30 protein-coding genes, 1 tRNA gene and 1 pseudogene are annotated in these 26,052 nt (G+C 41.4%); 18 read left to right on the top strand and 14 right to left on the bottom strand.

Annotated elements, in window-relative coordinates; translation table 11 throughout:
- The first annotated feature begins 7 nt into the window (after positions 1-7).
- Positions 8-1,015, top strand: a complete 1,008-nt coding sequence (locus tag IQ230_RS10930; RefSeq protein WP_193932024.1) for a glycosyltransferase family 2 protein — start codon at positions 8-10, stop codon at positions 1,013-1,015.
- Positions 1,016-1,150: 135 nt separating this feature from the next.
- A complete protein-coding gene (locus IQ230_RS10925) occupies positions 1,151-2,374 on the top strand; it encodes an MFS transporter (RefSeq protein ID WP_193932023.1) in 1,224 nt (407 codons plus the stop codon).
- Between the two features lie 4 nt (positions 2,375-2,378).
- On the opposite strand, the gene IQ230_RS10920 is transcribed toward IQ230_RS10925, so the two are convergent.
- Positions 2,379-2,452, bottom strand: a tRNA-Arg gene (locus IQ230_RS10920).
- 57 nt (positions 2,453-2,509) lie between these two features.
- On the opposite strand from IQ230_RS10920, the gene moaC reads away from it, so the two are divergent.
- On the top strand, positions 2,510-3,007 hold the full coding sequence (gene moaC, locus IQ230_RS10915) for a cyclic pyranopterin monophosphate synthase MoaC (RefSeq protein WP_193932022.1): 498 nt from the start codon (positions 2,510-2,512) through the stop codon (positions 3,005-3,007).
- A 143-nt stretch (positions 3,008-3,150) separates the two neighbouring features.
- Here moaC and IQ230_RS10910 read toward each other — a convergent pair whose 3' ends face one another.
- Entirely contained in the window at positions 3,151-3,300 is a 150-nt protein-coding gene (locus IQ230_RS10910; RefSeq protein WP_322742389.1) for a hypothetical protein, read from the bottom strand.
- On the opposite strand from IQ230_RS10910, the gene IQ230_RS27355 reads away from it, so the two are divergent.
- A complete protein-coding gene (locus IQ230_RS27355) occupies positions 3,233-3,478 on the top strand; it encodes a hypothetical protein (protein WP_265576206.1) in 246 nt (81 codons plus the stop codon). The two genes, IQ230_RS10910 and IQ230_RS27355, sit on opposite strands and share 68 nt — an antisense overlap.
- Here IQ230_RS27355 and IQ230_RS10905 read toward each other — a convergent pair.
- The 3 genes from IQ230_RS10905 to IQ230_RS26585 are packed head-to-tail and all read right to left on the bottom strand — an operon-like array spanning position 3,453 to position 4,367.
- A complete protein-coding gene (locus tag IQ230_RS10905; RefSeq protein ID WP_228054751.1) occupies positions 3,453-3,938 on the bottom strand; it encodes a DUF29 domain-containing protein in 486 nt (161 codons plus the stop codon). The two genes, IQ230_RS27355 and IQ230_RS10905, sit on opposite strands and share 26 nt — an antisense overlap.
- Positions 3,935-4,171 carry a helix-turn-helix transcriptional regulator gene (locus tag IQ230_RS26590; RefSeq protein ID WP_228054750.1) on the bottom strand — a complete coding sequence of 79 codons (237 nt, stop codon included), beginning with the start codon at positions 4,169-4,171 and terminating at the stop codon, positions 3,935-3,937. Before IQ230_RS26590 ends, IQ230_RS10905 begins: the two co-directional genes overlap by 4 nt.
- Positions 4,158-4,367 carry a hypothetical protein gene (locus IQ230_RS26585; protein WP_228054749.1) on the bottom strand — a complete coding sequence of 70 codons (210 nt, stop codon included), beginning with the start codon at positions 4,365-4,367 and terminating at the stop codon, positions 4,158-4,160. The genes IQ230_RS26590 and IQ230_RS26585 overlap by 14 nt, the downstream gene beginning before the upstream one ends.
- Positions 4,368-4,754: 387 nt before the next feature.
- Here IQ230_RS26585 and IQ230_RS10895 point away from each other — a divergent pair, with 387 nt between their 5' ends.
- The 4 genes from IQ230_RS10895 (at position 4,755) to IQ230_RS10880 (ending at position 6,827) form a co-directional block, all read left to right on the top strand.
- On the top strand, positions 4,755-5,447 hold the full coding sequence (locus IQ230_RS10895; protein ID WP_193932021.1) for a hypothetical protein: 693 nt from the start codon (positions 4,755-4,757) through the stop codon (positions 5,445-5,447).
- A 176-nt stretch (positions 5,448-5,623) separates the two neighbouring features.
- Positions 5,624-5,767, top strand: a complete 144-nt coding sequence (locus IQ230_RS10890) for a hypothetical protein (protein ID WP_193932020.1) — start codon at positions 5,624-5,626, stop codon at positions 5,765-5,767.
- 396 nt (positions 5,768-6,163) lie between these two features.
- On the top strand, positions 6,164-6,427 hold the full coding sequence (locus tag IQ230_RS10885; protein ID WP_193932019.1) for a 2TM domain-containing protein: 264 nt from the start codon (positions 6,164-6,166) through the stop codon (positions 6,425-6,427).
- A gap of 91 nt (positions 6,428-6,518) precedes the next feature.
- Positions 6,519-6,827, top strand: coding sequence for a DUF3181 family protein (locus tag IQ230_RS10880; RefSeq protein WP_193932018.1), 309 nt, complete (start codon positions 6,519-6,521; stop codon positions 6,825-6,827).
- A gap of 6 nt (positions 6,828-6,833) precedes the next feature.
- On the opposite strand, the gene murJ is transcribed toward IQ230_RS10880, so the two are convergent.
- From murJ to IQ230_RS10860, 5 genes and pseudogenes are all read right to left on the bottom strand, one after another.
- The gene (gene murJ, locus IQ230_RS10875) at positions 6,834-8,426 is read right to left on the bottom strand and encodes a murein biosynthesis integral membrane protein MurJ (protein WP_193932017.1); all 1,593 of its coding nucleotides are present in this window, start codon (positions 8,424-8,426) and stop codon (positions 6,834-6,836) included.
- 115 nt (positions 8,427-8,541) lie between these two features.
- A pseudogene (locus IQ230_RS27660) lies at positions 8,542-8,788 on the bottom strand (type II toxin-antitoxin system HicA family toxin).
- A complete protein-coding gene (locus IQ230_RS10870; protein ID WP_193932035.1) occupies positions 8,781-9,047 on the bottom strand; it encodes a type II toxin-antitoxin system HicB family antitoxin in 267 nt (88 codons plus the stop codon). Before IQ230_RS10870 ends, IQ230_RS27660 begins: the two are co-directional and overlap by 8 nt.
- 58 nt (positions 9,048-9,105) lie before the next feature.
- Positions 9,106-9,585, bottom strand: coding sequence for a LysE family transporter (locus IQ230_RS10865; RefSeq protein WP_193932016.1), 480 nt, complete (start codon positions 9,583-9,585; stop codon positions 9,106-9,108).
- A gap of 469 nt (positions 9,586-10,054) precedes the next feature.
- A complete protein-coding gene (locus IQ230_RS10860) occupies positions 10,055-10,537 on the bottom strand; it encodes a GNAT family N-acetyltransferase (protein ID WP_193932015.1) in 483 nt (160 codons plus the stop codon).
- A 194-nt stretch (positions 10,538-10,731) separates the two neighbouring features.
- On the opposite strand from IQ230_RS10860, the gene IQ230_RS10855 reads away from it, so the two are divergent.
- The 3 genes from IQ230_RS10855 to IQ230_RS10845 are packed head-to-tail and all read left to right on the top strand — an operon-like array spanning position 10,732 to position 13,448.
- Positions 10,732-10,905, top strand: coding sequence for a hypothetical protein (locus IQ230_RS10855; RefSeq protein ID WP_193932014.1), 174 nt, complete (start codon positions 10,732-10,734; stop codon positions 10,903-10,905).
- The gene (locus IQ230_RS10850) at positions 10,902-12,971 is read left to right on the top strand and encodes an AAA family ATPase (protein WP_193932013.1); all 2,070 of its coding nucleotides are present in this window, start codon (positions 10,902-10,904) and stop codon (positions 12,969-12,971) included. Before IQ230_RS10855 ends, IQ230_RS10850 begins: the two co-directional genes overlap by 4 nt.
- A 3-nt stretch (positions 12,972-12,974) precedes the next feature.
- Positions 12,975-13,448, top strand: a complete 474-nt coding sequence (locus IQ230_RS10845; RefSeq protein WP_193932012.1) for a DNA phosphorothioation-associated protein 4 — start codon at positions 12,975-12,977, stop codon at positions 13,446-13,448.
- A gap of 16 nt (positions 13,449-13,464) precedes the next feature.
- Here IQ230_RS10845 and IQ230_RS10840 read toward each other — a convergent pair whose 3' ends face one another.
- Both IQ230_RS10840 and IQ230_RS10835 read right to left on the bottom strand, forming a co-directional pair.
- On the bottom strand, positions 13,465-14,655 hold the full coding sequence (locus IQ230_RS10840) for a DNA sulfur modification protein DndB (RefSeq protein WP_193932011.1): 1,191 nt from the start codon (positions 14,653-14,655) through the stop codon (positions 13,465-13,467).
- Positions 14,656-14,760: 105 nt separating this feature from the next.
- The gene (locus IQ230_RS10835; protein WP_193932010.1) at positions 14,761-16,332 is read right to left on the bottom strand and encodes a DGQHR domain-containing protein; all 1,572 of its coding nucleotides are present in this window, start codon (positions 16,330-16,332) and stop codon (positions 14,761-14,763) included.
- Positions 16,333-16,509: 177 nt separating this feature from the next.
- On the opposite strand from IQ230_RS10835, the gene dndC reads away from it, so the two are divergent.
- Positions 16,510-18,093, top strand: a complete 1,584-nt coding sequence (dndC, locus tag IQ230_RS10830) for a DNA phosphorothioation system sulfurtransferase DndC (RefSeq protein WP_193932009.1) — start codon at positions 16,510-16,512, stop codon at positions 18,091-18,093.
- A 67-nt stretch (positions 18,094-18,160) separates the two neighbouring features.
- Here the strand turns inward: dndC and IQ230_RS10825 are convergent, their stop codons facing one another.
- Complete coding sequence (locus IQ230_RS10825) at positions 18,161-18,643, bottom strand: hypothetical protein (RefSeq protein WP_193932008.1); 483 nt, start codon at positions 18,641-18,643, stop codon at positions 18,161-18,163.
- A gap of 286 nt (positions 18,644-18,929) precedes the next feature.
- Positions 18,930-19,481: a L,D-transpeptidase gene (locus tag IQ230_RS10820; RefSeq protein WP_193932007.1), complete on the bottom strand. Its 552-nt coding sequence runs from the start codon at positions 19,479-19,481 to the stop codon at positions 18,930-18,932.
- A gap of 273 nt (positions 19,482-19,754) precedes the next feature.
- On the opposite strand from IQ230_RS10820, the gene dndD reads away from it, so the two are divergent.
- The 6 genes from dndD to IQ230_RS10790 all read left to right on the top strand — a co-directional run bounded on the left by dndD (position 19,755) and on the right by IQ230_RS10790 (position 25,972).
- Complete coding sequence (gene dndD, locus IQ230_RS10815) at positions 19,755-21,734, top strand: DNA sulfur modification protein DndD (RefSeq protein ID WP_193932006.1); 1,980 nt, start codon at positions 19,755-19,757, stop codon at positions 21,732-21,734.
- Positions 21,735-21,848: 114 nt separating this feature from the next.
- Positions 21,849-22,235: a DNA sulfur modification protein DndE gene (gene dndE, locus IQ230_RS10810; RefSeq protein WP_193932005.1), complete on the top strand. Its 387-nt coding sequence runs from the start codon at positions 21,849-21,851 to the stop codon at positions 22,233-22,235.
- A 54-nt stretch (positions 22,236-22,289) separates the two neighbouring features.
- On the top strand, positions 22,290-23,735 hold the full coding sequence (locus IQ230_RS10805; RefSeq protein ID WP_193932004.1) for a DNA phosphorothioation-associated putative methyltransferase: 1,446 nt from the start codon (positions 22,290-22,292) through the stop codon (positions 23,733-23,735).
- A gap of 137 nt (positions 23,736-23,872) precedes the next feature.
- Entirely contained in the window at positions 23,873-25,084 is a 1,212-nt protein-coding gene (locus IQ230_RS10800) for an AmpG family muropeptide MFS transporter (protein ID WP_193932034.1), read from the top strand.
- A gap of 179 nt (positions 25,085-25,263) precedes the next feature.
- Entirely contained in the window at positions 25,264-25,482 is a 219-nt protein-coding gene (locus tag IQ230_RS10795) for a hypothetical protein (protein WP_193932003.1), read from the top strand.
- Positions 25,475-25,972: a GNAT family N-acetyltransferase gene (locus IQ230_RS10790; protein ID WP_193932002.1), complete on the top strand. Its 498-nt coding sequence runs from the start codon at positions 25,475-25,477 to the stop codon at positions 25,970-25,972. The genes IQ230_RS10795 and IQ230_RS10790 overlap by 8 nt, the downstream gene beginning before the upstream one ends.
- Positions 25,973-26,052: the final 80 nt, after the last annotated feature.

The following is a 26,052-nucleotide window of genomic DNA, read 5'->3' as shown; positions in this document are numbered from 1 at the left end:
AGGGTAGATGAAAAGCATAGTTGTGGCAGGGAGTGTGGGGCAAGATGGGTTCTTGGTGGATTGCCCTGATGTTTCGGTGGTGGTGCCAGTTTATAACGAGGTGGAGAGTTTGCCGTATTTGATTGAGGCGATCGCTTCGAGTTTGCAGCAGTCGCAGTACAGTTATGAGATTATTTGTGTTGACGATGGTTCGCGGGATGGTTCGGCGGACTGGTTGAAGCAGCAAGCATTGCTGCGCCCTGATTTACGGGCTGTGTTGTTGCGGCGCAATTATGGGCAAACGGCAGCGATGGCTGCGGGGTTTAATTATGCTTTGGGTCAGGCGATTGTCACTTTGGATGGTGACTTGCAGAACGATCCAGCGGATATTCTGTTGTTGCTTGCTAAGTTGAAAGAAGGATATGACTTGGTGAGTGGTTGGCGTCACAAAAGACAAGATGCAGCTTTGACGCGGTTGTTGCCTTCTAAGATTGCCAATTGGTTGATTGGGCGGGTAACTGGGGTGCAGTTACATGATTATGGTTGTTCTTTAAAAGCATATAATGCAGAACTTGTCAAGGATATGCATTTATATGGGGAGTTACACCGCTTTCTGCCAGCGTTGGCTTTTATTGAGGGGGCGCGAATCACTGAATTACCAGTACGTCATCATGCACGGCGGTTTGGTAAAAGCAAGTATGGCTTGTGGCGCACTTTTCGGGTTTTGATGGATTTACTCACCATCTGGTTTATGAAAACGTTCCTGACGCGCCCGATGCACGTATTTGGTTTATTTGGGCTGGCTTCAATGCTGTTGGGAACGGCGATCGGTCTGTATTTAACGTTTTTGAAACTGGGTTTGGGGCAGAGTATTGGGAATCGTCCGCTATTGATTTTGGCAGTTGTGCTGTTTATCGCTGGGGTACAGCTATTTAGTTTTGGTTTGTTAGCAGAGTTGCTGATGCGTACTTATCATGAATCTCAAGGGCGACCTATCTATCGTGTGCGAGAGGTTGTAGGAAAAAATATTAAGTAAAGTAACAATAGTGTGTGGGTCATCGCAAAGCACTTAGCACTTAGTAATTGAACATAAGCCAATTGCTGGTCGCTATTAGTTACCAACCTTGAAGTGAAACCTACGTACTTAATCACGTTACTAACTAGCTGAACTTTGAACGTTTTTCAGACGCTTGACCCTCAACCGCGCCGTAACTTACAGATCCTCTTTGTTGCGGGTTTATTATTTTGGTCCAGTTTGGCTTCGTTGTTGCCGACGCTACCACTTTATATCAACGATCTCGGTGGGACGCCGCAGCAAATTGGCGTTGTGATGGGAAGTTTTGCGATTGGGCTATTAATTATGCGTCCCTGGCTAGCACAATTGGCAGATCTCCGCAGTCGCAAACTTGTGTTGATCGTTGCCCTGAGTACGGTTGCTTTAGCCCCGTTAGGCTACTTAATGGTGAAATCTTTATGGCTGTTAATGGTGATTCGCGCATTTCATGGAATTAGTATTGCAGCTTATTCGAGCGGTTACACTACCTTAGTTGCAGATATCGCCCCTGCAAGAAGTCGCGGGGAAATTCTCGGTTACATGAGTCTAGTGAATCCGATTGGTATGGCGTTGGGACCTGCTTTAGGTGGTTATTTGCAAGCTAGCATTGGTTACACGGCTTTATTTTCGTTATCTGCTGGCTTGGGAGTGTTGGGAATATTATTTGCATCGCAAGTCTCTAACCCAGTTGCTGATTTGCTAAAATCTCAAGCGACTGACAACCGTTTTTGGCAACTGCTAGGTAGTCCTCGAATTCGGACTTTAGCACTGATCTTGCTGTTGGTTGGGTTAGCGTTTGGCACTTTGAGTACATTTGTGCCATTGTATATTAAATCTGTTGGTGTAGATTTTAACGTAGGGTTGTTTTACACTGCAGCGGCGATCGCCAGTTTTATCATCCGCATTCCTACAGGAAGGGCAAGCGATCGCTATGGACGCGGTTTATTTGTTACTATTAGCTTAATTTTTTACACCGTCTCGATGTTGCTGTTGTGGCTTGCTAATAGCCCTACTGCATTTTTAATTGCTGGTTTTGTGGAAGGGTTAGGAGCTGGTATCTTGATCCCTATGGTAGCTACATTAGTTGCCGATCGCACGCTACCTCAAGAACGCGGACGAATGTTTGGCTTATGTATGGTGGGGTTTGATGTCGGAATTGCCATCGCTGGACCTGTTTTAGGGGCGATCGCGCAGCAAGTTGGTTATCGCCATCTTTTCGGCTTCGCGGCTGGTTTGACTACGCTTGCGATCGCCGTTTTTCTCACTCAATCGAGTAAAGATATGGCGCATTCCCTACGCTTTGCACTTGGTAAAGGTAGAGATGTTTATGCATTAAGGTAAAAAACGGGCGAGGAGGGATTCGAACCCCCGACACCGTGGTCCGTAGCCACGTGCTCTAGTCCACTGAGCTACACGCCCTGAAAAAAGCTGTTTGCTTTATTCTTGCGAGTATCTATACTATCACGAAAAAGTGAAATGGAACAAATTTCTCAAAATTCCTCTCATTTGACTCACTTAGACGATCAAGGGCAAGCCCAAATGGTTGATGTTTCGCACAAAACGTCAACTGTCCGCCAAGCTGTTGCGGCTGCAAGTGTCAGAATGTTGAGCGAAACTTTTGCTACAATCCAGGCGGGAAATGCTCCCAAAGGTGATGTTTTGGGGACTGCAAGACTTGCAGGAATTATGGCGGCTAAACAGACAGCAAATTTAATTCCTTTATGTCACCCTTTACCTTTACACAAAGTAGAAGTGCAGATTGAACCTGACTTACACTTACCTGGTTATCAAATTACTGCGTTAGTTAAAACTAAAGCGGAAACAGGTGTTGAAATGGAAGCATTAACAGCCGTGTCCGTTGCAGCATTAACTTTATACGACATGGCAAAAGCTTTAGAAAAGTCAATTGCGATCGCATCAATTCGTTTAGTCAGTAAGTCTGGTGGTAAATCAGGAGATTATCAAAGTGAGTAACACAAGCTCTAACTAAAATAACAGTAGAGCTTACGCTTGAGGAGTACAAAATCTACACTAGATGGCACAGACAAAGCTGACTTTACTGCTGTATAAATGACAAGGTTGTCTCCAGTAATGAATGAGGCTGCATCAGAACATAACTAAACTGCTGCTTCTTGCGCTTGCGTTACATCTGTTTTGACAAAAAGTCCTTCACCACCTGCTTGTTGAATTTGCTTGATTGTGTCTTCACCTTCTAGAGTGCGCTGTGCTGCAATAACTACTTTTGCACCTACTTTGGCAAAGGCGATCGCTGTTGCTTTACCAATACCAGAACTACCACCAGTTACGATCGCAACTTTTCCATTCGCTGAAATTCATACGGTTGTTCTTAATTTACGCAACAGGATATTGAAGTTTGTGCCCGATGTTTGCGCCGTTTTATCAAAATCTTGCAGTTTGATTATTCTTCAGAATATGGTTCGCTAGGGAAAAAGCGATCGCTCAAAATTTCCTCTAATGTATAAGTGCAGTTAACAGGAAAAGTTTTGTTAGGTAGATTGGTTTCTCCTGCAGCTAGCTCGATGCCTTTTCGATATGCTTTTTGTAATGCTTCCTCAAGGTATGATTTCAGGATAGGGTTTTCCTGTAATAGGTCATTAAGATCGAACCGCTGCACTCGGATTGTACTTAACCAGCTACGACTGCGCTGCTGGGGTTGATATTCCCACTTGAGTAAATGTCCAATCAACACACTCAAGCAATTTCGCAATTCCTGGCGTTGTTGTTTTCCCAAAGACTCAATTTCCTCAATTAAATTTGGCAAGTCAAGTTCGTGCCATTTACAATCGCGGAGTAATTTCGCTTGTTCTTGAGTCCAGGCATAGAAATCAATTTCATAGAGATTATTAAGCATCGGAATGGTGATTGGTAACTGGTAATTGATCATAAACACTCACGATACTGCTTTGGCGTGACTCCAGTGAGTTTGCGAAACTGTGCTGTGAAGTGACTTTGATTGTAGAAACCAATACGATAGGCTACTTCTGCGATCGCAAACTGTGTTACAGATAGCAGCACTTTAGCGCGTTTAATACGTCTTTGTGTTAAATAACAATGGAGTGATTTTCCAGTTGTAATTTTAAAGGTGCAGGCAAAATGAAATTGACTAATGAACAACATCTGCCATATCAGCAATTGTAATATCTTCTGCCAAGTGTTCTTCAATGAAATCTTTAACTTGATTGAGTTTGAATGTATTTAGTAATCTATTCGCTGGCTGAGGTTTTATAACTGCACGAGTGTTCGCAGTAGATGAACAATAAAGCAACGCTAATTGCGTTTCTAGGCATGGCAAAATCGAATTCACTGATCGCATTCATGCAACTATATCCAACAGTCATGCTTTCCCAATGTCGAGTAAGTGTTGATAGAAGTGAATTACCAATAATTGGTAGCGATCGCACAATACCTCTGTCAGTAAATTTGTTATTTATGATATATTCCCTACTACAAAATTAGATTTCAATTTCTTTGATAAATTAGTACTTAAGCTTGTTTATAAAATCTTTGTTCTTTATTTCCTGTTCTTTGACGATTCCTATAGGAAGTGCAGATTTTGTAGTTCGTTTAAAAAGAATATTAAAACTTAACTAAAATTCTTGTTTTATTACTTTCATTAAAGTATCCAAAATGTGAGAGATCGCACTTTATATAGTTTATAGCTAAAATAATTATAAGACGTGCATCGATTTTGGCTACGCAAATGAATAACATCTTCAGTAGCAAGATAACTTATCGAACTAGGCAAATATTCCTGCTAAGCCTTGCAGTAACTAACATTTCTATCATTGGCATTGTACCTAGTCGGATAGCACAAGCTGCCCAAGAAGTTCCTGTTGTAAGTTCCTCAGCTTTGGGGCGAAATATGGATGTTCCTTGGTCGCGCCCTGTACAAATTAACGACCCTTTTGAAGGAAGTTACTTAGGAGTTTTTGATCGTAACTACTTTTATCGTAGGTTTCTCAATAACAACGTCAGATTTGAAGTATTAAGTCTTTGGAGTCCGAATTCAGTTCGTTTCTTATTAGCTTCTAGAGAGAGAAATTGTGCCTATTCAACAAGATTTTCGTATAATCGCTTATTAGCACCCCGCGTTCTTGCTTATCGCAGACATAAATACTTATATACAGGATTTCCTTACGCCAGTTTTCCAGTTTCAAGATGTGCGATCGCCAGTAACACGCAAAACACTGTCAGACTACTTGTGAGAATTGGCGAACAAGTTTATCAACTTGACGGAAATAATAGTACATTCGCGGTTAATCCTACGGTAGCTAATGCCTTAAAAACTGCTCCGATTGAGAATGTGAGTATTAGATTAGTAACAGAAAGTGGAGAAACGATTGACAGTGAAATTGGCAAGGGCACAGTAGAAGCTTGGAGAGAAATTTATTAGAAATTACTAATTTCAAACAAACTATTCCGCTTAATTCTTAACTCTGCGATCTCTGTTTTACGGATACTTCTACGCAGGGTTCTACAACAGAGGAATCCTCCGCACGAAAGTGACCTTCTCTGTGGTTCGTTAAGAATCAGGAAAGTCTTTTGCTTTCTGATAGCATTATTTAAAGCATGATTCATTCTTGCTGGGCACCAATTGTGACAGCTTCAGTACGACTAGAAACATTGAGCTTTGTAACAATTGACAGTATGCTCAGAAATACCCAAGCGCCGTGCGATCGCAAAACCTCAATTTCTCTGGAAGTTGATGCTTGAACGGGAGAAGGAGTAGATGGGAGGCTACTGATAGTAGAAGTAAGAGAAAATCAATAATTTCTGCAGCGTAGTGCATCTGGGGAATGATCCGCGTCAGCCCATGCACCGCCAGAATGACTAGGCGCAAGCCACATATCTACCATCACCCACTGCTACTGAGGATCGAGGCAAAGAATAATGCCAGTTGTTAAGCTATGTGTAGCCCATGAGGGTTTCCCACTGCAAGTACAAGTTGACCAACACCTAGTTTGGAGTTGCCTGCGATTGCATTGTCACCCGAACGTCTGACAGCAAACTATAACCTAACTAGTCACTCGTTACTTAATAGCAATAACGTGTCAGAAAATTCTAAAATAAGTGATGAAACCTATCTTATAGTTAGTAAAATAACCCTTTATGCCTCCTCGTTGGCCGCGTAAACCCGATCGCCGCGATCCAGCCTATCGTCGCTTAGACGATCGCATGAATTTTGCGATGCACGTCGCAGTCTTTGCTGTGACAAATTCTGGGCTGTGGTTCTTCTACAATCTCAATTCTATTACTTGGACTTGGCTTCCTTTGTTAACGGCAAGTTGGTTACTGGTGTTGCTAGTACATTTAATTTATATTTCGGCGATCGCAGATTATTCTGAGCCGCAAACTCCACCAAAGTCTACTTAAGGATAGATGAAAATCTGTGATTAATTAGAAATTGTGGCAGTCAAGAGATCGCACACTAGATTGTGATTAAGTACATATTGAGCTTAAGATTATGGCTAATCAAAGTACAGCAGAAATTCTCGAAGCCTTAGCATCTGAAATCGGTGAAAATGTCTACATTGATGTTGCTAAATGGCATCTCTACCTTTCTGATGCAAAGCTGCATAAGGTTTTGGCAGAAAAATTCTATCCGCTACTTTCGGCTAATTCTGTTAATGAAGACGAAGTTCTAGAAATTTTGAAAAATATGCCAATTAAGATTGGTGGTGGTAGAAGAGAAATTCCTTTGATTGATTTGTTACCGATGCAATGTCAAGTTAACTTAATCGATATTGTGGAGAAGTATCAAAGTCGGTTTTAATGCTTGTTATCTCGCAAAACGTTGGCGGAGGCGTGATATCACTAAATCAACTTCAGGTAACTTCATTTGCAAGGCGATCGCGGCAAATATGCCAAGTCCGACTAAACCAGATACTGTAAGCTGCAACAACTGAACAATCAAGCCCTCACTACCGAGTATACGTTGAGAAGCCCAAAGCGTCGCCCAACTCGCAGTTCCAGCAACAAAGCTGCTAGCGGTTAAACTCAAAATTGGGATACTCCACTCGCGCAAGGGTAAACCATTAAGCCGACGGTTGAGGATGAGGAGGAACATAATCGTTGAAGCAAAATTAACTCCTACGGTTGCTAGCGTAATCCCAGACGCGCCAAAAGGCTTCACCAGAACGTAATCAAGTCCTGCATTGAGGATGATATTGAGCAAACTAACGCGAAAAGGAGTTGTGCCATCACCTAAAGCATAAAATACTCTTACGAGGACATCACGCGCTAAGTAGACAAACATACCGATGCCATAAGCCATGAGTACCGATGCTACTAACTGCGAACCGGCTTGCCCAAAAGCGCCACGTTCGTAAATCACTCGGACAATGGGAAGTGCTAAAGCAACAAATAGCGCGCCCAATGGCAGCATTGTAATTGCCGTAACGAGTAAGCCTTGACGAATGCGCAGCTTGAGATTTGCCCAATCTTCCGGTGCGGCTAACTGCGAAAGTATCGGGAGTAAGGGCAGCAAAATCATGTTTGAAATAATGCCCAAGGGCGTTTGCACGAGTAAACCAGCGTAGCTAAATGCTGCTGCTGCACCGGCAATTCCTGAAGCAAAAAACAGATCGGTATAAAGATTGATCTGCATCGTGCCTGATGAAAACGTTGCAGGACCCATAATATTAATGACTTCGCGGACTCCAGGAGAGCGAAAATCAACTCTTAAGCGGAGTGTACCTAGTCCTAATCGCCACTGTGTAATCAACTGGGCAAGCCATTGTAAAATTGCACCGGCAAGGGTTCCCCAAGCTAAAACTTGTCCGCCTAGTAGAACGTATTGCGGTAAAACGATATTGTTTCCTAGTTGTAAGGCTAAGATTCCAAGTCCAATAATAATTGTGATGCTAGAAAGCACTGGACTAATTGAGAGTAGCCAATATTGATTTGCGGTGTTTAACGTGCCAAAGCCAATACCTACTAACCCTGCGAGTAATGCCATCGGTGCCATAATCCGCAGTTGAACACTGGCGATCGCTTGTGTTGTTGGACTGAGTTGCGGACCTATTAAGCTAATAACAAAGTCGGCGAAGACAACTAAAATGACTGTAATGAAAATAAGTAATCCACTTACGAGTGTGGTTGTTGTTTCGACTAACTGTGCGGCTTCTTGTTTACTGCGTTTGGATAAGACACTGACAATGGCACTATGAATTGGTCCATTTACGCCGCCGAGTAGCACCCAGAAGAAGCTAGGAACAACGTAGGCATAGCTATAAGCATTCGCCACGACACCAACACCAAACGCCGCTGCGATCGCTTGTTGGCGCACGAGGGCGACAAGTTTACTCAGCAAGGTTGCAGCTGCAACAATTCCAGCAATTCCAGCTAACGAACGAGAAGGTTTTTCAGACACAAAGCGTTACTACTATCTCAACCTCATAACATTTAACCGCGAATTGAGATTTTAGAATGCTTTGCGAATAAATTCGCTGCTAGATAGACAAAGTCCACCTGCGTGGACTTACCACCTATTTCAACAAATCCTCAATTTCTTCATCTGTAAATCCGAACTGCCTAAAAATTCGCAACACATAAGCAGGAGACATCTCTTTTGCTCCCATATCAATTGGGACTACTCGTGTTTTCCCCTCGACAACACGGGTATCGGGTATAAAGACGGTGATCCCCTTTGCCTTCTCTATAAAACGTGCAACCTACCTTTTCCAACAGTTTAATTAATTGCTTTGGCTTGAGCGAGGGAATATTTTTAGGCATAAACTGCCCTAAATTCATAAACTTCTGATGCAGGCTCTTTTGACTCCACCGTTAAAAACTCGTGTAATTCCTTGATCGGAACGGGAGAAGAATAAACATCAGAGTTAGACTTGTAATTATCTTGAAAAGACTCAATTGCCTCTTTTAATTTTCCAATGGCGCTATCCTGTGTCTCGCCCTGACTCACAATCCCGTTTTCTAAACATAAGGCAACCCAATAACCCGCACTTTGTCGCAGAATAACGGTGTAGAAATTCATTTTGCCTGCTTTGCTGAAATAATCTTGTGTTGTCAATGTTAAAACAGGTTTAGCTATCCTACCGACCCATCCGCTTTGAACATAGCATAGGCTTGATTAAGGTTCGCTGTGAATAGCTGGAGGCTGCATAAAGTCTTGAGGAGATACGTATGAACTCCAAAGGTTTCGTAGCGAGGAAAGCGCAAGGACTAAAAAGGCAATCGCACACGCTCGATAAGTTAACCGCGTCCAATCTCTTTGGGTTTGGAATACTTGCGTCATTTGCCTCTTGCCACGCATCCCAAGCTAGCCAAAGTAAATAGAGTATGCCAGCAATACCAACTGGTAGGCGTAAAAAGTCTAATTGCAACAGTAATCCAACGCCTGCCAAACCTAATACAGCCCAAAGCTCATCTCCTACAAGCGAACCAATTTGAACAGCTAATGCAGGTTTGAATCCACCTCTAACGCCTTGGCGAATCGTCTCTGCAAAAACTGCTCCAGGTGCAGCATTAAAGATAAATCCTAAGAGCAATGCAGTAAAGAAAAGTGCAAGCATCAAGTTTTCCCTATCAATCACGGTGATGGCAAAATAGCCACAGAACTAGTATTCGTTTCTCTAGGTGCAGGATGAAATTGAAGATAAGAATAGGGCGAATTGTTATTGCTTATTTTGACAAATTGGGTTATATTTAAAATAATGGAAATATATACAAAAATTTTATAAGTGCTTATATCTCCATTATAAAGAGAATCATTTAGTAGCTTTTATCATACCAGGAAGCTCTCTCAAAAATAAAGCGATTTTTTGCTAAATTTATGAATTTTAATGATTTAAGGAATATGTTTACTCGCTCAATCTAACACGCTGTTTCTTGAAGATAAAAAGCTATACAGCGGTGCTTAGGCACTAATTACTTCTTTCCAGAAATCTTTCAAGACGAACTGTTAGGCGATCGCTACTTATACAGTATCTGACATCTACTATTAGCGGTTTGTTATGTATGCTTAAAATGCTCGGCAAGTTGCTATAGCGGCTCCTCAGTAACTCTTTGTACTGTCCACTCATCCATTGGCACAGCCCCTATTGAACGATAAAACTTAATTGCTGGCTCATTCCAATCAAGTACCCACCATTCAAGACGACCGCATTTACGTTGTTTTGCAAGATGAGCAAGATACGACAGCAGGATCTTACCAATTCCTTTCCCTCGCATCTCAGGCTTAACATAAAGATCCTCAAGGTAGATTCCAGGACGCCCCAGAAAAGTAGAAAAATTATGAAAATAGAGTGCAAATGCCACAGGGACATTATCCCATTCTCCAATAACCACCTCAGCAGTTGGTCGATCCCCAAATAAACTCTCTCGCAGTGTTTCTTCTGTAGCAACGACCTCGTGAAGCAGTTTCTCGGATTCGGCTAACTCCCGAATGAACCGAAGAATTAAAGCTGTGTCTGCCTCGACAGCATTCCGAATAGTGAAATTCTCAAGCCTGGTTTGAATCATCATCGCTCTACTTCAAGCACACGTAAAGTTTAAGCTAGTCGAGTGTTTTTCAACATTTATGAATTAGTGATTTGGTTTTGAGAGAATTTAACAATTTCCCAGCGGCGCTCAAGAAATAATGTAAAAGTATCTTGATGGATGCGATCGCTTTTATCTACTGAGGTAAAATGTAGCATATTAGCTACGTAGAAACCCAGATGAATCTGCAAGACGACATTAGCGATGTGCAAGAGCCAATTCTCACCGCGCCGCCAGAAGTTAGGCAAATCATTGAACAGGTATGGAAGTTAGAAAAAAGCCGACTTGATAAAAAAAGTAACAGCCATATCAACGATGATATTTTGCGGATTGTCAAGGAAGCGGTGCGATGAAGCTAACTTCGATTCGGCTATGTAACTTTCGTTCGTTTTACGGCAAAACACCAGAGATTGTACTTGCAGGAGGAACAAATCGCAACACGACGATTATGCACGGTAACAACGGTGCAGGGAAAACGAGTTTCTTAAATGCATTTACGTGGGTACTGTACGAGAAATTTAGTGCGGCGTTTGCTTCTGCTGAACAACTTGTAAATAAACGGGCGATCGCCGAAGCGAATATTCAAGAAGTAATCGAATGCTGGGTAGAAGTGTTTTGGGAACATGATAACAAGCGCTATCGTGTCAAACGTGAGTGTCGCGTGTATAAAAACGAAACCAACTTCGACGCAGGTAAAACGCAGTTATTTATGCAAGTAGCTGGCGATGACGGACGGTGGTATCCTTCGCCACAGCATCCAGAAGATGTGATCAATCAGATTTTACCAGTCAGCTTGCATCAGTACTTCTTTTTTGACGGCGAGCGAATCGAACAGATTGTGCGATCGGATAAGAAAGCAGAAATCGCCGAAGCCACTAAAATCTTTTTAGGTGTGAAAGTCATTGATAACTCAATTAGACACCTCAGTGAAGCGAAAAAAACATTAGAAAATGACCTAAAAGCCATTGGTGACGCCCCAACAAAAGAACTTTTAAGACAACGGCAAAAAACAGAAATAGAAATTGAACAGATTAGACAGCGACAAAGTGAGCTTCTTCAAGAGTTAGAATATCAACAAACTCTTAAACAAGAGACGAGTAACTATCTACGCGAACTTGCTGCGGCTAAAGAATTGCAAGAAAGACGGCAAAATTTAGAAAACCAGAAGAAAACAAATCAAGAAGATCTACGACAAAGTAGAGAAACTCTAAAAAAAATTATTTCTACACGCGGTTACAGCGTACTACTATCGTCAACCACAAATCAATTTCGAGAAATTATTGCAGATTTAAAACAGCGCGGCGAGTTAACTGCCGGAATTTCCCAAGAATTTGTGCAAGAATTACTGCGCGATCGCCGTTGTATTTGTGGTACGCAACTAGACGATGGCAGTGATGCGCATCAAAATGTCAAAAACTTGCTAAATCAAGCTGGTTCTTCTGCTATACAAGAAACTGTAATTCGGACAATTGCACAAGTTGACGAAATTGACAAACAAGCAACTGCTTTTTGGGAGGATGTCGATCGCGAACAATTGCGTATTACTCAGCTAAGAGAAAGTATATCGCAAATAGAAGCCGAATTAGATAATGTTCAAGATCGATTGCGAAAAGATCCAAGCGAAGAAATTCGCCGATTACAAAGTCGTTTGGATGATATTGAAAGAACAATTGCTGAATTAAATATTGAGCAAGGTGAAAAGAATCAAAAAATTGAGGCTTCAAAAGCTGAAGCGGCTGAATTAGATAAACAAATTGCCAAGCAAAGGTTTAACGAAGAAAGACAAGTTATAGCGCAACGACGTATTGCTGCAACCTTAGATGCGATTGAACGATTAACTGAAGTTAAATATCGTCAAGAGAAGCAATTTCGCTTGCAATTAGAAAAGCGCATTCAAGAAATATTTAATGAAATTTCTATTACACCATATATTCCCAAGATTAGTGATAAGTACGAATTAACATTAATAGAAAATACATCTGGAGTAGAAGCACCTGTTGCTGCTTCTACAGGTGAGAATCAAATACTGAGCTTATCATTTATTAGTAGCATCATCGACAAAGTGCGCGAGTGGAGTCAAAGAAAAATATTGATGGTAGCTGATAGTAGTACATTCCCAATAGTAATGGATTCGCCCTTCGGTAGTTTAGATGAAACGTATCGGCGACAAATTGCTAAAATCATTCCTCGCTTAGCAGATCAATTAATTGTATTAGTCACCAATACGCAGTGGCGCGGCGAAGTTGAAGCCGAGATCAAAAATAAGATTGGTAGTGAATATGTACTAACTTACTACTCTTCCAAACCTGATTGTGAAGAAGATACGCTGGAGATAGCTGGACAACAGTATCCTTTAGTCCGACGAAGTTCTAATGAATTTGAATATACTGAAATTCTTGAGGTAAATCGCGCGGGGTGAAGAATGATAGAAACTGGTAGAATTAGAGTAGCGAAAGACAAAGCTGATTTAGTTAAATCTCTAATATCAACTGACGGTGGAACAGGTCCTTTTCAAACTTATGTTGATGTCATTGTCTTTGCTGCTGCTTTAGGTGCAAAACATAACAAGCGAATACCTTTAGGAGAGATTTCAAAAAGAGAACCTTCTCCTATTCCACAAGAACAGTTTATTGTTAGAGGATATGATACAGTAATTAACCTCATAGCAATTACTGAAACCAAAAACCTAAAAGTTTTATCCTTGAGTGAAGACCAAATTAGTGAAAAACGTAATTATATTTTTGAAGAATACGCGAATGGAGGACTAGAAATCTTGCAAGCCGAGTTTCGAGGTGCAGTAGACTACTCAGAACGAATTTTACTGATTCTTAGTTCAGAACGAATTGAAAATGAGCAACAAGATAGTGAATTTGATCTTAGTAGATTTCTATCTTAAATTAAATATTTTAAAATTATGTCCATCCTAGCTTGACTTTTACAATGCTAACTGCTGCGGCGATCGCGCTTCCACCAAAAGATACTTTGTAAGCTTTAGCAGGATTCTTGGGTTTAAGATCTATCCTAACTATATTATCTCGCCAGAGTTCGTTTTCTCTTGACCAGTCTAGTTGGGCTAATTGCGAAATTTTTGTTTCATTAAAATAATTATCTTCTTGAGCGTAAGTATGATAAAGTAATCTTCCTAAAACTTCTAAACCAGCACTTACACCAAGTAGACATTCTTCCTTAAATACACTTACGTCTTCAACTGTTAAATCTTCAAACTTTTTCTTAATAATATACTGTGTATTGTTACACTCTGAGAAAAATTGATTAAGACAGTCAGCAAGAGATGCACTTGCTGCTTCTACCTCATAATTTTTCAATTCATCGGCTGGGTCGTTAGCAAAAACACAACTGACAAATCTAGCTATATAATTCGTGGTGTAAATCAGTCCTTTTTTAGTTGCAGGATTTGCGTTAATTTTATCCGTTTTCCCCTGAAACATTAAAACTCTACTAATTAATTCTTTTGTAATGCCAACTCGACCGGAGTATTCACCAAATGACAATAATAAGGATTTATCCAGCGGTCTGGTTTGAGCCATATCTTTGAAATCAATTTGACACTGACGTTTATCCGCCTCTAAAATTAAAGTAATCGGAAAATCATCATCACCAATCAAGTGGCTTTCATAGCTAAAGATTAATTCTTGAATTGCACTTTTACGATGTTGCCCATCAGTAATATCTAATTTAACTCCATTAGGAATAACGACAATACAAATTCCTCTACCTAATTCATGAACTGTAATACTGTGCGCATCAGCATTCGCGGTAATTGTTCCTAAAACCCAAGGCTGATTTGCCTTCGCACGTTCAACAACGTAGTTTTTGATTTCCTCCGCATGACCTTTGACTTCTGGTCGATTCTTACCTGAATCAGGATCATTTCCAGTAGATGGTATAGCTTGGAGAAGGATAGGCAAATCTCTCGCTGGAACATTAATTTGCACCATTTTTCGCTTCCCTTGCTGAAAAATTAACCCAGGATAACACCTTTCGCGATGATGCTTTGAAAAATAAGGTTCAAGTAGTAAATCAAGTCGCTGATAAATTTCCTGTTGACGATTATTGATATTATCTTCTGACGTTTCTACCATAAAAAAGTTTATCCAAATTGGCAAAGGTTAGCCAACATGATAAGCAGCTTTTATACATTGTGACAACGGTAAAAGCCACAGTAGAAAACGCTCTGCAAACGCTAATTATAAAATAGGTGGTAAACCTACTACTTTTGGTTCCACAAGCTTACCATCAAAGCCGATCGCCTGTTTTTCAACAGTTCTTGCATCCGCCACAGCTTTACGAATTTCGGCACGTTCCATTGGTTCTTCGATTCCGCCGAGAATGTAAACGAGTAACTTTGCTGCTAAATCGCGCCCTGCAACTTGTACGCGCTTTTTGTTTGGGTCGTACAAAATTCCATACCACAGCGATCGCGGATATTCCATTCCACTAAAACCGCCTTCTAAGTCAAACTTGTGGAGTTTCTTAAAGATACCTTTGAGCGAGAAACCTTTTTTAAAGACTAAAATTCCCAACGCTTGCGCTAAAGCAACTTGACCAACAGGGCGAAACAGCATATTTCCTTCACCGCCATCTTTCTCAAAGCTAAAGCGTCGGAGTAAGGGTGTTTCTTCGGCTTCGAGTACCCGATAACTCGGTAAAGTTGCTAAATAGTCGAACAACTGTTGAAATTCTAAAATTCCCGCCTGAAGTTCTTTATCGTTTGGGCGTATCGGAATCAACCCTTTTTCTGAAGGCTTCCAGTGCAAAAACTTTTGTCCTAGATATTTCTCCGATATCTCTTTGAGTGCTTGCAGTGTTGTTAAAACTGTAGACTTAGTAGCAACGGTGGCACTGTTCCAATTGACACGCGGTTGGCGATCGCTTCTTTGTTCCAATAGCGGATGCGTCGTCGCAATTTTTCTGGCAACAATTGCAAATCCATCGTCTTCGTTTAACTGTGCTAATTGACCTTTCGTCAAAGGTACAGCCATTAAGTTGACATGAACAAAAATCGATCTTACCCGTCGTCGTGCTTGTTCGCGAGTCTCGCCTTTCTCGACTGCACAAATAAATTCAATCCCTATTTTTTCTTGAGGTAAGCTTTCTAAATAATCAACGTCTACGTGATAATGCTCGATCAAATCATTTAAAGTAATGACACCCCCATCAGGAGTCTTGTCTTTGCGATAGCGTTGGAGTTGGTGCGTCTCAATCAACTTCATTAACCCCTGTACTCCCATCAAGCGGTGTTGACCATCAAGTGCATAAATAGTGGCTTCGGGTGCAATATCGAGTAAACCAACTTTACCGTCAAGGTCTAAAGGCGTAAAATCGATAGTAGACTCTGTGGCGCGTCCTTCACTATCCCATTGGGCTGCTTCGGGATTATCCACCCACGGTTGATTAATAACAACAAGTACTGGTGGAAACTTGTGATTTTTCCATGCTGCTAAGTATTGTACCAGCGGTATCTGACGCGACCAATCGAGCGGACGTTGCTGAATTTCTGCAATTGTATCCGCATCCACTTCTACATTGTCTGTTGCGGGATTATGTTTAGGCTGAAGCAGCGGTAGACACGATGCAAAGCGCACTTGCTGCGCAAACCACTCCAAGCTAACTGACCCTAAGTAAGCTTGAGTATCACCCATCGCTGTTGTTTGCACGAAAATTCGCGCTTCTAAATACAGCGCTAACAACGAAGCCAATTCCTCTGGTTTGTTTTCCTTGCGATATTTACCAGTAGTATCAGCTACTCTCTTATTCATAAATTTTTAACTGGAGTTCTAATAAAGCTTAAGCTGCAAAGAAATTAATCGCTAAAAGTTTTTAAAAACCTTTAAACTTGACAATACAGGGGTTGCTCCTAACGAGATTGGGTAATGAATGCGCAGTTTCAACCTGTGTAACCACGCAACTACATGAGTTCAGTACGAAGGAGATAAATGTCTACACCACAACAAGACGAAGGTAAGCAAGTGCGGACTATAGCAGACTTGGTGGCAGATATTCAAGCACTCACCGCTGAAATTCAAGAATTATACTGTTTAGACGAAATACCTTGGTGTATAGGTTACAGTGGCGGCAAAGATAGCACCGCGACTTTACAACTTGTGTGGAATGCGATCGCATCTCTCCCACCCTCCAAGCGAACTAAAACAATCCATGTAATCACTACAGATACGCTGGTAGAAAATCCAATTGTTGCGGCTTGGGTAAGTCATTCACTTAAGCAGATGAAACAGGCGGCGCAACAACAAGGAATGCCGATCGAACCACATCTACTTTATCCCGCAGTTAAAGATACCTTCTGGGTAAATTTAATCGGCAAAGGCTATCCAGCCCCGCGCAATCGATTTAGATGGTGTACTGAAAGGTTAAAGATTCAACCCGCCGATAACTTTATTCGGGCAATGATTCGCGCAAGTGGGGAAGTCGTTCTTGTGCTTGGCACGCGCAAAAGTGAAAGCGTGAAACGTGCTACCACAATGGCGAAGCATCGAGAGTGGCGGGTGCGCGATCGCCTCAATACTAATCCTAACCGACCTAACTCACTAATTTATCTTCCAATTGAAGATTGGCAGACTGATGAAGTATGGATCTATCTCAACCAATGGCAGAATCCTTGGGGATACAGCAACAAAGAATTATTCTCGATGTATCGCGGTGCAACCGCAGACAACGAATGCCCGCTTGTTGTCGATACTTCTACCCCTAGCTGTGGCGATTCTCGATTTGGGTGCTGGGTTTGCACAATGGTGAGTAAAGATAAATCGATGGAGGCAATGATCCAAAACGATGAAGAGAAAGAATGGATGCAGCCGCTACTTGATATTCGCAATGAACTTGATGTCGCAGACGATCGCGAGAAAAGAGACTTTCGACGCATTTGGGGGCAAGTGCAACTTTTTGAACGCAATATTGATGGTGAAGTTTCTGTAGAACCAATCCCAGGTCCTTACACTAAATATTGGCGTGAGTACTGGCTAAAAAAAGTTCTAGAAGCACAAACACAAGTTCGTCGCACTGCGCCGGATAATATGCACGATATCACCTTAATTACGCAAGAAGAATTGAGCGAAATTCGTCGCATTTGGTTAGAAGACAAGCACGAGTTTGACGACAGTTTGCCGCGAATTTATCGGGAGGTTACAGGCGAGGTGTTTCGAGATCCACGCCCAGGAAGCGATCGCACTTTACTTGGTAGCGATGAATGGACTGTACTTGAAGAAATTTGTGGCGATGACGCGATGCATCTCGAATTGATGGCAAAGCTACTCGATACAGAACGACAGTATCGCACAATGGCACGTCGTAACGGAATTTTTGATGCGTTAGAAAAATGTTTTGAAACAAGTTCGCGTTCTAAAGAAGAAGCGATCGCTAATGCCCACTACAAACGAGACTTGAAAAATGCAGCTGAGCAAGGCAACATAGAAACCGTTAGGCAGTTAACGTGGGCAAGTCTCAAGTTCCAAGCTACAGATATAGATGAGTTTACAACAAGTGATGGACATCACTGCCCATAATTTTAAGTTTGATACAGTTCAGTTCTTTCTGAACTGTATTCTTACGACTAAAGTTGTTAACTAATACTTACCAAAGAGCGCGAACACCTTCTCCAGCTGGTTGCGTACTTCCAGCAGCTCCGTTATCGTCAAGATCGTTGTCATTATTATCAGTGTCTGTATCTGTTGGCGATCCTACACCTGGGGTAGTTGTATCAGGTGAAGTTGCATCAGGTGTTGTGGTTCCAGGTGCAGTCGGATCAGTTTCTAAACCAGGTGAAGTTGCATCGGGTGTTGTGGTTCCAGGTGCAGTCGGATCAGTTTCTAAACCAGGTGAAGTTGCATCGGGTGTTGTGGTTCCAGGTGCAGTCGGATCAGTTCCTAAACCAGGGGTCGTTGTGGTTCCAGGTGCAGTTGGATCAGTCGGTTGTCCTACGCCTGGGGTTGTTTGGGCAACGACGCGTTGAGTCAAATTGATTTGATTTACAGCGGGGATTGTTAAGATTGCAGCACCAGCAAATCCCAAAAGACCTGTTAGCTTGAGCAGCATTTGACGTTTCCGTGCTTGCATTGATTTCTCCTCAAAATACACACTAAGACCAGGGCGAAAGACAAGGTAAATGAATCGCCTGATTTTGGTTCGTAAAAGTTGAACCAGGAATTTTTACTCAATTTAAAGATATGCGTTAGAGATGTACTCTTCCCTAAGTCGTAGTTTGTGCTTTTGATACGTTTTGTTTATCAATGCTAAGACGATATAGATAGATGTAAATTTTGCTAACATAACTTAATTTGAACAAGCAGCAAAAGTGCCATTTTATACACTGTAAGCTAGCACAATTTGTGCAGTATTTGAACTATTCCACAACTGCGACAGAAGTTCCTAAACTAACCTGACTAAATAACTCTTCAACATCTTTGTTGTACATCCGAATACAACCGTGAGAAGCGGCTGTGCCTACACTTTCAGGGTTAGGAGTACCATGAAAACCGATTGAATTTCTGCCATCACTCCAAAAGCCAATCCAATATGAACCTAATGGATTATCAGGGTGTCCTCCAGGAACAACTTCGTCCGTTAAAGGACTGATCCAAGTAGGATTTTTTAACATCTGACCTACGCGAAAATTCCCTGTCGGAGTTTCCCACCCTGAACGCCCTACTGCGATCGGATAACTTTTAATTGGTGTATCTCCTCGGTATAAAGTCACTTTGCGGCTACTTAACTGAATCGTTAACCTCACAGGCGCAGCCACGACATTGACCGTAGTACTAGTAGGAGGTTGCGGTGTAACCGATTGGGTGACAACTGAGTGTGGTTCTGATAATTTTTGCTGATAAGCCAACTGATGAGTAACTACATTGACTGCTACTACTACGCCAGCCAGCGCAAACAATTGCTTGATCATCTGAAAAATCTAGCGAGTGTGTAAAGACAACTATTCTACCTACAAGATAACAAAATCAGTCACAAATCATCCTGCGTAGGTTAGAAAACTCAATCAATTATTTGTTAAAATAACTTTCTGTTGAGAAATTTGCTTAGTCATTATTGTTTCTCTCAGTATTTTCAAATAAAGCGACTTCATCAAATAGGAAACGAATACCGTATTTTGCCGACAAGTCATTAACTTTTACTATTTAAATATAAATTTATAGTTTTCTAACAAGTAAATCAAAAAGTGATATTTCTTGAACTCGTACTACAAAATTTTGGTCCTTACCTAGGACGACAAGTTATCAATTTACGTCCTCAAGAAAACGAAGATTGCCCAATCATTCTCTTTGGTGGAATGAATGGTGAAGGAAAGACCACACTCATGGATGCAATTCGTCTTGCTTTGTACGGACATCGCGCTCAATGTTCTACGCGTGGTAACTTGAGTTATCCTGACTTTCTCACGCAATCAGTTAACCGCTATACTCCAATAAATGAACAAACTTCTATTGAATTAGCCTTTGAAAATATTTTAGATAGTGTACAGGTTGAGTTTCGGATTAAACGCAGTTGGACTAAAAGCCCTCGAAATGGCAAAGATACTTTAGGTATTTTAGTTGATGATTGGCCCGATACCGCGCTTGCTCAGATTTGGGATGAACGTATCGAACATTTACTTCCTCTAGGAATTTCAAATTTATTTTTATTTGATGGCGAGCAAGTTAAAGAATTAGCAGAACAGGATATACCTACCCCAATTGTGGTTGAGGCAATTCGTTCACTGCTTGGGCTAGAATTAGCTGAACGTTTAGCTAGCGATATTGATATTTTAGTCAATCGCAGACGTAAATTTCTTGCAGATATTCAAACAGCAAATACTTTAGAAGATATTGAAAAAAAACTAAATTATCAACAACAAGAATATCAAACTGCAAAAGCACATTTATCAGCGCTTCAAGACAAGCTAACATCTGCTCAGAGGCAACAGCAAAAAGCTTCAGATAAATTTGTTTTAGAAGGTGGTAAAATTGCTGCTGAACGCAGTCAGCTTGAGACTCAAATACATTATTTGGGTGAAGCAGTTACACAACAGCGCGATACTATTGTTGAATTAGCTAGTGGTATTTTACCCATAAGTTTTATTTTTTCACTACTAACTCAAGCTCATACACAAGCACAAAAAAATTATCAACAACAACAAGTAGAAATTGCAAGAAATATATTGTTAGAACAAGAGAAAAAGTTTTTAAAATATGTTACTGAGATGGGATTGAATGTAAAGCAAATTGAAAAAATAAAAACGTTTTTCCAACAAGAAAACGATGCTTTAAAAGAGGATAAGCAATCCGATGTAGACTCTTGGTTACTAGCTAGCCAGGAAACTATTAATCAAATAAATGAAATACTTAATCGTGATTTAGCGCAGTCTCAATCTTTAGCAAAAGAGCGGATAAGTAGTTTGAGAAATCAAGAAGAGAATTTGGTTGCAATAGAAAGACAACTAGCTGTAGCTCCTGCACCAGAAGTTTACGCACACTTAGGCGATGCAGTTAAACTAGCTCAAAGGGAACTTGCTCATGCACAAGCTGCTTACGAAACAGCAAGAAGACGTTGTGATGAGTTAGCAGCAGTTATAGAAAAGACAAAAAAAGAGTTAGCACAATACAGTGAAGATAATATTGATAGAAAAAACGATGAACATATAATTAATGCATCAACTAAAGTACAAGCAACACTCAAATTGTTTCGAGAAAAACTGACATTGCGTAAACTTAATCAACTAGAATTAGTAATTACAGAGTGTTTTTTATATTTATTGCATAAGTCTGATTTAGTGCATCGAGTTGCGATTGATACAGAAACTTTTAGTCTTTCGCTCTACGATTTTCAAGGACAACTAGTACCAAAACATCGTCTTTCTGCGGGAGAAAAACAACTCCTCGCGATTGCGTTATTATGGGGACTCGCGCGAGTTTCAGGGCGTAACCTCCCCATTGCAATTGATACACCCCTAGGGCGACTTGATTCCTCGCACCGCAATAACTTGGTCGAACGCTACTTTCCTTCAGCTAGTCAGCAAGTGATGCTATTTTCCACGGATACTGAAATTGGTAAAAACGAAGTTGAACAACTCCGCACTAATGGCGCGATCGCACGCGAATATCTCCTAAAATACGATTCAGCAAAACGTTGCACTACAATCGAGCCAGGTTATTTCTGGTAACTAGTAATTAGTTTTGAATTTTGTTAGTGTAGCGGTGCGTTAGCACGTTTTGAATTAAAAGATTCTTCATAACTCATAACTCAACACTCAAAACTTAGAACTCATAACTCTCTCATGGAACCACCACTTGAGCGCATTCATCTATCGCAAACTGCAAAAGACCAGTTAGTCAAACTCAAACGAACTACTAAAATAGACCAATGGAATATCCTGTGTCGCTGGGCGTTTTGTCGATCGCTTGCTGAGAGTGCAATTCCTTCCCCCATAGCAATTCCTGCTGATAGTAACGTAGAGATGACGTGGCGCGTGTTTGGGGGAGAACTATCAGATATACTGCTAATCGCTTTGAAACAACGCTGCTATAATGATGGTTTAGGTACTGATAAGGAAACGCTAGCAATACAGTTTCGCCTACACCTGCATCGCGGCATTGGTTATCTAGCTGGCGATCCGAATATTAAGAAAATTGAGGATTTAGTTGAATTAGCTTTGCCCAAATAAAGCTTTCATTTACCAAATTTGATTCTATAATCAAACACAAAAGTTTGATTTGTCATGGAAGCTCTGGAAATTGAACGTCATAGAGCCGCGATCGCGCGTACTGATTTATCACGTCCGGTGCGATTAGCTATAGAATGGGCAATCATAAACAACGATACCACGTTCTTTGACTATGGTTGCGGCTATGGTGGTGATGTCGAACGCTTAGCTGCGCGGAATTATGCCTGTACTGGCTGGGACCCCTATTACTGCCCTAATACGCCGCGTACATCTGCGGATATCGTGAATTTAGGCTACGTTCTCAACGTCATTGAAGATCCCGAAGAACGCCGCGAAGCGCTTTGCCAAGCTTGGAACTTGACACAAAAAGTCTTAATTGTTGCCGCTCAAGTTTTGATTCATGACCGCAGCAATGCCAAAATAGCTTATGGCGATGGGATTGTAACTCGACGCAATACATTTCAGAAGTATTACGAGCAAGAAGAGTTAAAAAAATACATTGACGAAGTGCTGCAAGTTGATGCTGTACCTATAGCATTAGGGATTTACTTTGTCTTCCGCGATGAAACTGAAAAAGAAAGTTTTCGGGCTTTACGCTTTCGTTCGCGGAGTTTAACACCACGAGTACGTACTCTGAGTAAACGTTTTGAAGATTATCAAGAACTCTTAACGCCACTGATTAATTTTGTCACTGAACGCGGTAGATTACCCGTTAAAGGTGAACTAGCTGCGCAAACCGAAATTCTACTCGAATTCGGGACTTTTCGCCGCGCTTATAATGTGATTTTGCAAGCTACCGATGAAGCCGAGTGGGATGCGATCGCCTACCGTCGTTCGTTAGATATTTTGGTGTATCTGGCATTAACACAATTTAGTAAACGCCCTGGATTTAATCAACTCGCGCCTGAACTTCGTCAAGACATCAAAGCCTTTTTTGGTACATATCAAGAAGCTTGCCAGGTTGCGGATAAAATGCTATTCAGCTTAGGAAAACCTGGCGTTGTTGCCCAAACGTGCAAACAAAGTAAAATTGGCAAACACTTACCAACAGCTTTGTATGTCCATGTTTCGGCGTTACCTGAACTCGATCCTTTACTGCGGATTTATGAAGGTTGTGCTAGCCGCACTATTGGACGGATGGATAATGTAACCTTGGTAAAATTTTACACAGACAAACCTAAAATCTCATATCTTTTTTATCCAGAATTCGACAAAGAGGCACATCCTGCTTTACATACAAGTATGCAAATTGACTTGCAAAATCTCAGTGTAGTTCATCGCGAATACGACAACGTGGCGAACCCACCGATTCTGCATCGCAAAGAAACTTTTGTAGCACCAAGTTATCCACTGTACGAACGATTTGCGATCTTGACGCGGCGCGAAGAAAAGTTAGGATTACTCAAGAATACGCGCACCATCGGAACGCGCGATGGTTGGCAACAATGGTTAGCACAAAAGGGTGTGGAGATTAAAGGCGATCGCATTGTCTCAAAGTAAAGTGAGTAATTGATAAAACCGAGTGATTTATTGCCCTTCAAGATCGCCTAGCTGTGGCAAGATTTACTGAAGGCTAGAGGAGTGAGGCTAGAAGAGTGAGTAATCGATCGCTGCTGCAAGTATTTCAAAGCCGCAAGATGGTGGCTTTACTATTACTGGGGGTTTCATCGGGTTTGCCGTTATTACTTACAAGTAAGACACTACAAGCTTGGATGACTGTCGAAGGAGTCGATTTAAAGTCGATTGGGTTGTTTAGTTTGGTGGCTTTACCATATTCTCTCAAATTTCTCTGGGCACCTATACTCGATCGCTTCGCGTTGCCATTTTTAGGGCGACGGCGAGGATGGTTAATTATCCTGCAAATTGGGTTGATTTTAGCGATCGCATTTATGGGATTTCAACAACCCGCCCAAGCATTACAACTACTGGCAATCAATGCCTTATTTGTTGCTTTTTTCAGTGCAACGCAAGATATTGCTGGTGATGCTTACCGCGCGGATGTTCTAGCCGAAAAAGAAATGGGTGCGGGTGCAGCAGTGTTTGTCCTCGGTTATCGTGTTGCGTTACTGATTACAGGTTCTTTAGCACTCATTTTGGCAGATCGCATTTCTTGGACGAGTGTTTATCTAATCATGGCATCGGTGATGATTGTGGGTGTCATTGGCACACTAATTGCACCCGAACCGCAAGGACACATTCAACTTCCCGCCTCGTTATCCGAAGCAGTATTGTTACCTTTCGGTGAATTTTTTCAACGCTTGGGCGCACTAACAGGAGTTTTTATCTTATGTTTTATTGTCCTGTATAAATTTGGTGATGCTTTAGTTAACAATATGTCCACGCCTTTTTTACTCCAAATCGGATTTACACAAACGGATATTGGGGCGATTCAAGGAGGAATGGGGTTAATTGCAACAATTGTCGGGGCACTGGCTGGAGGTGCAATTTTAAGTAAAATTGGGATAAACCGCTCATTGTGGGTTTTTGGTGGCTTACAAGCTATCAGTAACTTTGCCTATTTTATGCAGGCGCAACTAGGGAGAAATTATCCTTTCATGGTGCTAACAATTAATATTGAAAACTTTTGTGCGGGCTTAGGTACTGCTGCGTTTGTTGCCTTTTTAATGAGTTTGTGTAATCAAAGATTCTCAGCAACGCAATATGCGTTACTTTCTAGTTTAATGGCTGTCAGTCGCGATATTTTAGTTGCCCCTGCTGGGGCATTAGCACAAGCAACTGGATGGTCTTTATTTTTTATTATTAGTATCGTTGCTGCCATACCAGGGTTGTTGTTACTTCCAGTTTTTGCGCCGTGGAACCCAAAACCTATCGCTGTACCTAAACAGTGAAAGAGTGATTAGTGGAACCAGTGACTAGTGACTAGCAAATAGCGATAACTGCTTCAATTTCTCTAGCCCCTTGTCCTTCAAGGATAGCCGAGTTGTTCGTAGTAGAGATTATCTAACCAAATCATTTAAGTTGTAGGATGGAAAAAGAGTGTATTGACTAGCTGTGACAAAATTTAAATATGAAAATATTACGTGAATATATTGCTCCTGTACTTGCAGTCATAGGATTTTTAATTGCTCTTGTTGCAGTTAGCGCCCGCATTTTTTTACCCAGTGATATGGCTGCGCCTGCACCAATTGAAGAACCGATAGCTATCCCCAAGCAAGCACAGTTATTCATAATCGATAGTAAAATCGCTCAAAATCCCCTACAACAAATCTCGACTTCCAGTGTCTGAACTCATACCTGGATATACAATTCGTGCGGGTGGTATCGATCGGGCTTTATTACTCAAATTCATGCAACGCACTTATAAGGAACTTTTTCCCGAACAAGATTTCTCGCACCTCGCCCGCACTGTTGAACAATACTACTCGAAAGAAACCCCCTTGTGGTGGGTAGATATCACGGGCGAAAACTATTCTCTAGCCACTAGCCACCAACAACTCACTACTCAAACTGTCGCTTGTCTTTGGGCGGGAAATGCTATCGATCAAGTCAAGGGCGATCGCTACACCCATATTTTCCTACTTTACGTCGTACCCGAATACCGCAAAAAAGGAATTGGGACAGCTTTGATGCAGTATGCCGAAGCTTGGGCAAAAAAAAGAGGCGATCGCCAAATTGGTTTACAAGTATTTCAGTGCAACCAACCAGCCTTAAATCTCTACAACCAGATAGGCTACGAATCCACGTCAATTTGGATGGTTAAAAAGCTTGCTCCTTGAATACTCGTAGCCTTGTAAAATAAGTAAAGTAGTTTTCACTGCAATTCGCAATCCCTTGGATTGACGCAAGAATGAGTCAC

Origin of the sequence: Gloeocapsopsis crepidinum LEGE 06123, from assembly GCF_015207655.1 — a bacterium.
GTDB classification, from domain to species: Bacteria; Cyanobacteriota; Cyanobacteriia; order Cyanobacteriales; family Chroococcidiopsidaceae; genus Gloeocapsopsis; species Gloeocapsopsis crepidinum.
This window is presented reverse-complemented; position numbering and strand designations above follow the sequence as displayed.

What these genes read in the sequence shown, in the direction of transcription:
- IQ230_RS10930 (WP_193932024.1), top strand. Translation starts at nt 8, where the DNA reads ATGAAAAGCATAGTTGTGGCAGGGAGTGTGGGGCAAGATGGGTTCTTG.
- moaC (WP_193932022.1), top strand. Translation starts at nt 2,510, where the DNA reads ATGGAACAAATTTCTCAAAATTCCTCTCATTTGACTCACTTAGACGAT.
- IQ230_RS10905 (WP_228054751.1), bottom strand. Translation starts at nt 3,938, where the DNA reads ATGATCAATTACCAGTTACCAATCACCATTCCGATGCTTAATAATCTC.
- IQ230_RS26590 (WP_228054750.1), bottom strand. Translation starts at nt 4,171, where the DNA reads ATGTTGTTCATTAGTCAATTTCATTTTGCCTGCACCTTTAAAATTACA.
- IQ230_RS26585 (WP_228054749.1), bottom strand. Translation starts at nt 4,367, where the DNA reads ATGCGATCAGTGAATTCGATTTTGCCATGCCTAGAAACGCAATTAGCG.
- IQ230_RS10895 (WP_193932021.1), top strand. Translation starts at nt 4,755, where the DNA reads ATGAATAACATCTTCAGTAGCAAGATAACTTATCGAACTAGGCAAATA.
- IQ230_RS10890 (WP_193932020.1), top strand. Translation starts at nt 5,624, where the DNA reads ATGATTCATTCTTGCTGGGCACCAATTGTGACAGCTTCAGTACGACTA.
- IQ230_RS10885 (WP_193932019.1), top strand. Translation starts at nt 6,164, where the DNA reads ATGCCTCCTCGTTGGCCGCGTAAACCCGATCGCCGCGATCCAGCCTAT.
- IQ230_RS10880 (WP_193932018.1), top strand. Translation starts at nt 6,519, where the DNA reads ATGGCTAATCAAAGTACAGCAGAAATTCTCGAAGCCTTAGCATCTGAA.
- IQ230_RS10870 (WP_193932035.1), bottom strand. Translation starts at nt 9,047, where the DNA reads ATGAATTTCTACACCGTTATTCTGCGACAAAGTGCGGGTTATTGGGTT.
- IQ230_RS10865 (WP_193932016.1), bottom strand. Translation starts at nt 9,585, where the DNA reads ATGCTTGCACTTTTCTTTACTGCATTGCTCTTAGGATTTATCTTTAAT.
- IQ230_RS10860 (WP_193932015.1), bottom strand. Translation starts at nt 10,537, where the DNA reads ATGATGATTCAAACCAGGCTTGAGAATTTCACTATTCGGAATGCTGTC.
- IQ230_RS10855 (WP_193932014.1), top strand. Translation starts at nt 10,732, where the DNA reads ATGAATCTGCAAGACGACATTAGCGATGTGCAAGAGCCAATTCTCACC.
- IQ230_RS10850 (WP_193932013.1), top strand. Translation starts at nt 10,902, where the DNA reads ATGAAGCTAACTTCGATTCGGCTATGTAACTTTCGTTCGTTTTACGGC.
- IQ230_RS10845 (WP_193932012.1), top strand. Translation starts at nt 12,975, where the DNA reads ATGATAGAAACTGGTAGAATTAGAGTAGCGAAAGACAAAGCTGATTTA.
- IQ230_RS10840 (WP_193932011.1), bottom strand. Translation starts at nt 14,655, where the DNA reads ATGGTAGAAACGTCAGAAGATAATATCAATAATCGTCAACAGGAAATT.
- IQ230_RS10835 (WP_193932010.1), bottom strand. Translation starts at nt 16,332, where the DNA reads ATGAATAAGAGAGTAGCTGATACTACTGGTAAATATCGCAAGGAAAAC.
- dndC (WP_193932009.1), top strand. Translation starts at nt 16,510, where the DNA reads ATGTCTACACCACAACAAGACGAAGGTAAGCAAGTGCGGACTATAGCA.
- IQ230_RS10825 (WP_193932008.1), bottom strand. Translation starts at nt 18,643, where the DNA reads ATGCAAGCACGGAAACGTCAAATGCTGCTCAAGCTAACAGGTCTTTTG.
- IQ230_RS10820 (WP_193932007.1), bottom strand. Translation starts at nt 19,481, where the DNA reads ATGATCAAGCAATTGTTTGCGCTGGCTGGCGTAGTAGTAGCAGTCAAT.
- dndE (WP_193932005.1), top strand. Translation starts at nt 21,849, where the DNA reads ATGGAACCACCACTTGAGCGCATTCATCTATCGCAAACTGCAAAAGAC.
- IQ230_RS10805 (WP_193932004.1), top strand. Translation starts at nt 22,290, where the DNA reads ATGGAAGCTCTGGAAATTGAACGTCATAGAGCCGCGATCGCGCGTACT.
- IQ230_RS10800 (WP_193932034.1), top strand. Translation starts at nt 23,873, where the DNA reads ATGGTGGCTTTACTATTACTGGGGGTTTCATCGGGTTTGCCGTTATTA.
- IQ230_RS10795 (WP_193932003.1), top strand. Translation starts at nt 25,264, where the DNA reads ATGAAAATATTACGTGAATATATTGCTCCTGTACTTGCAGTCATAGGA.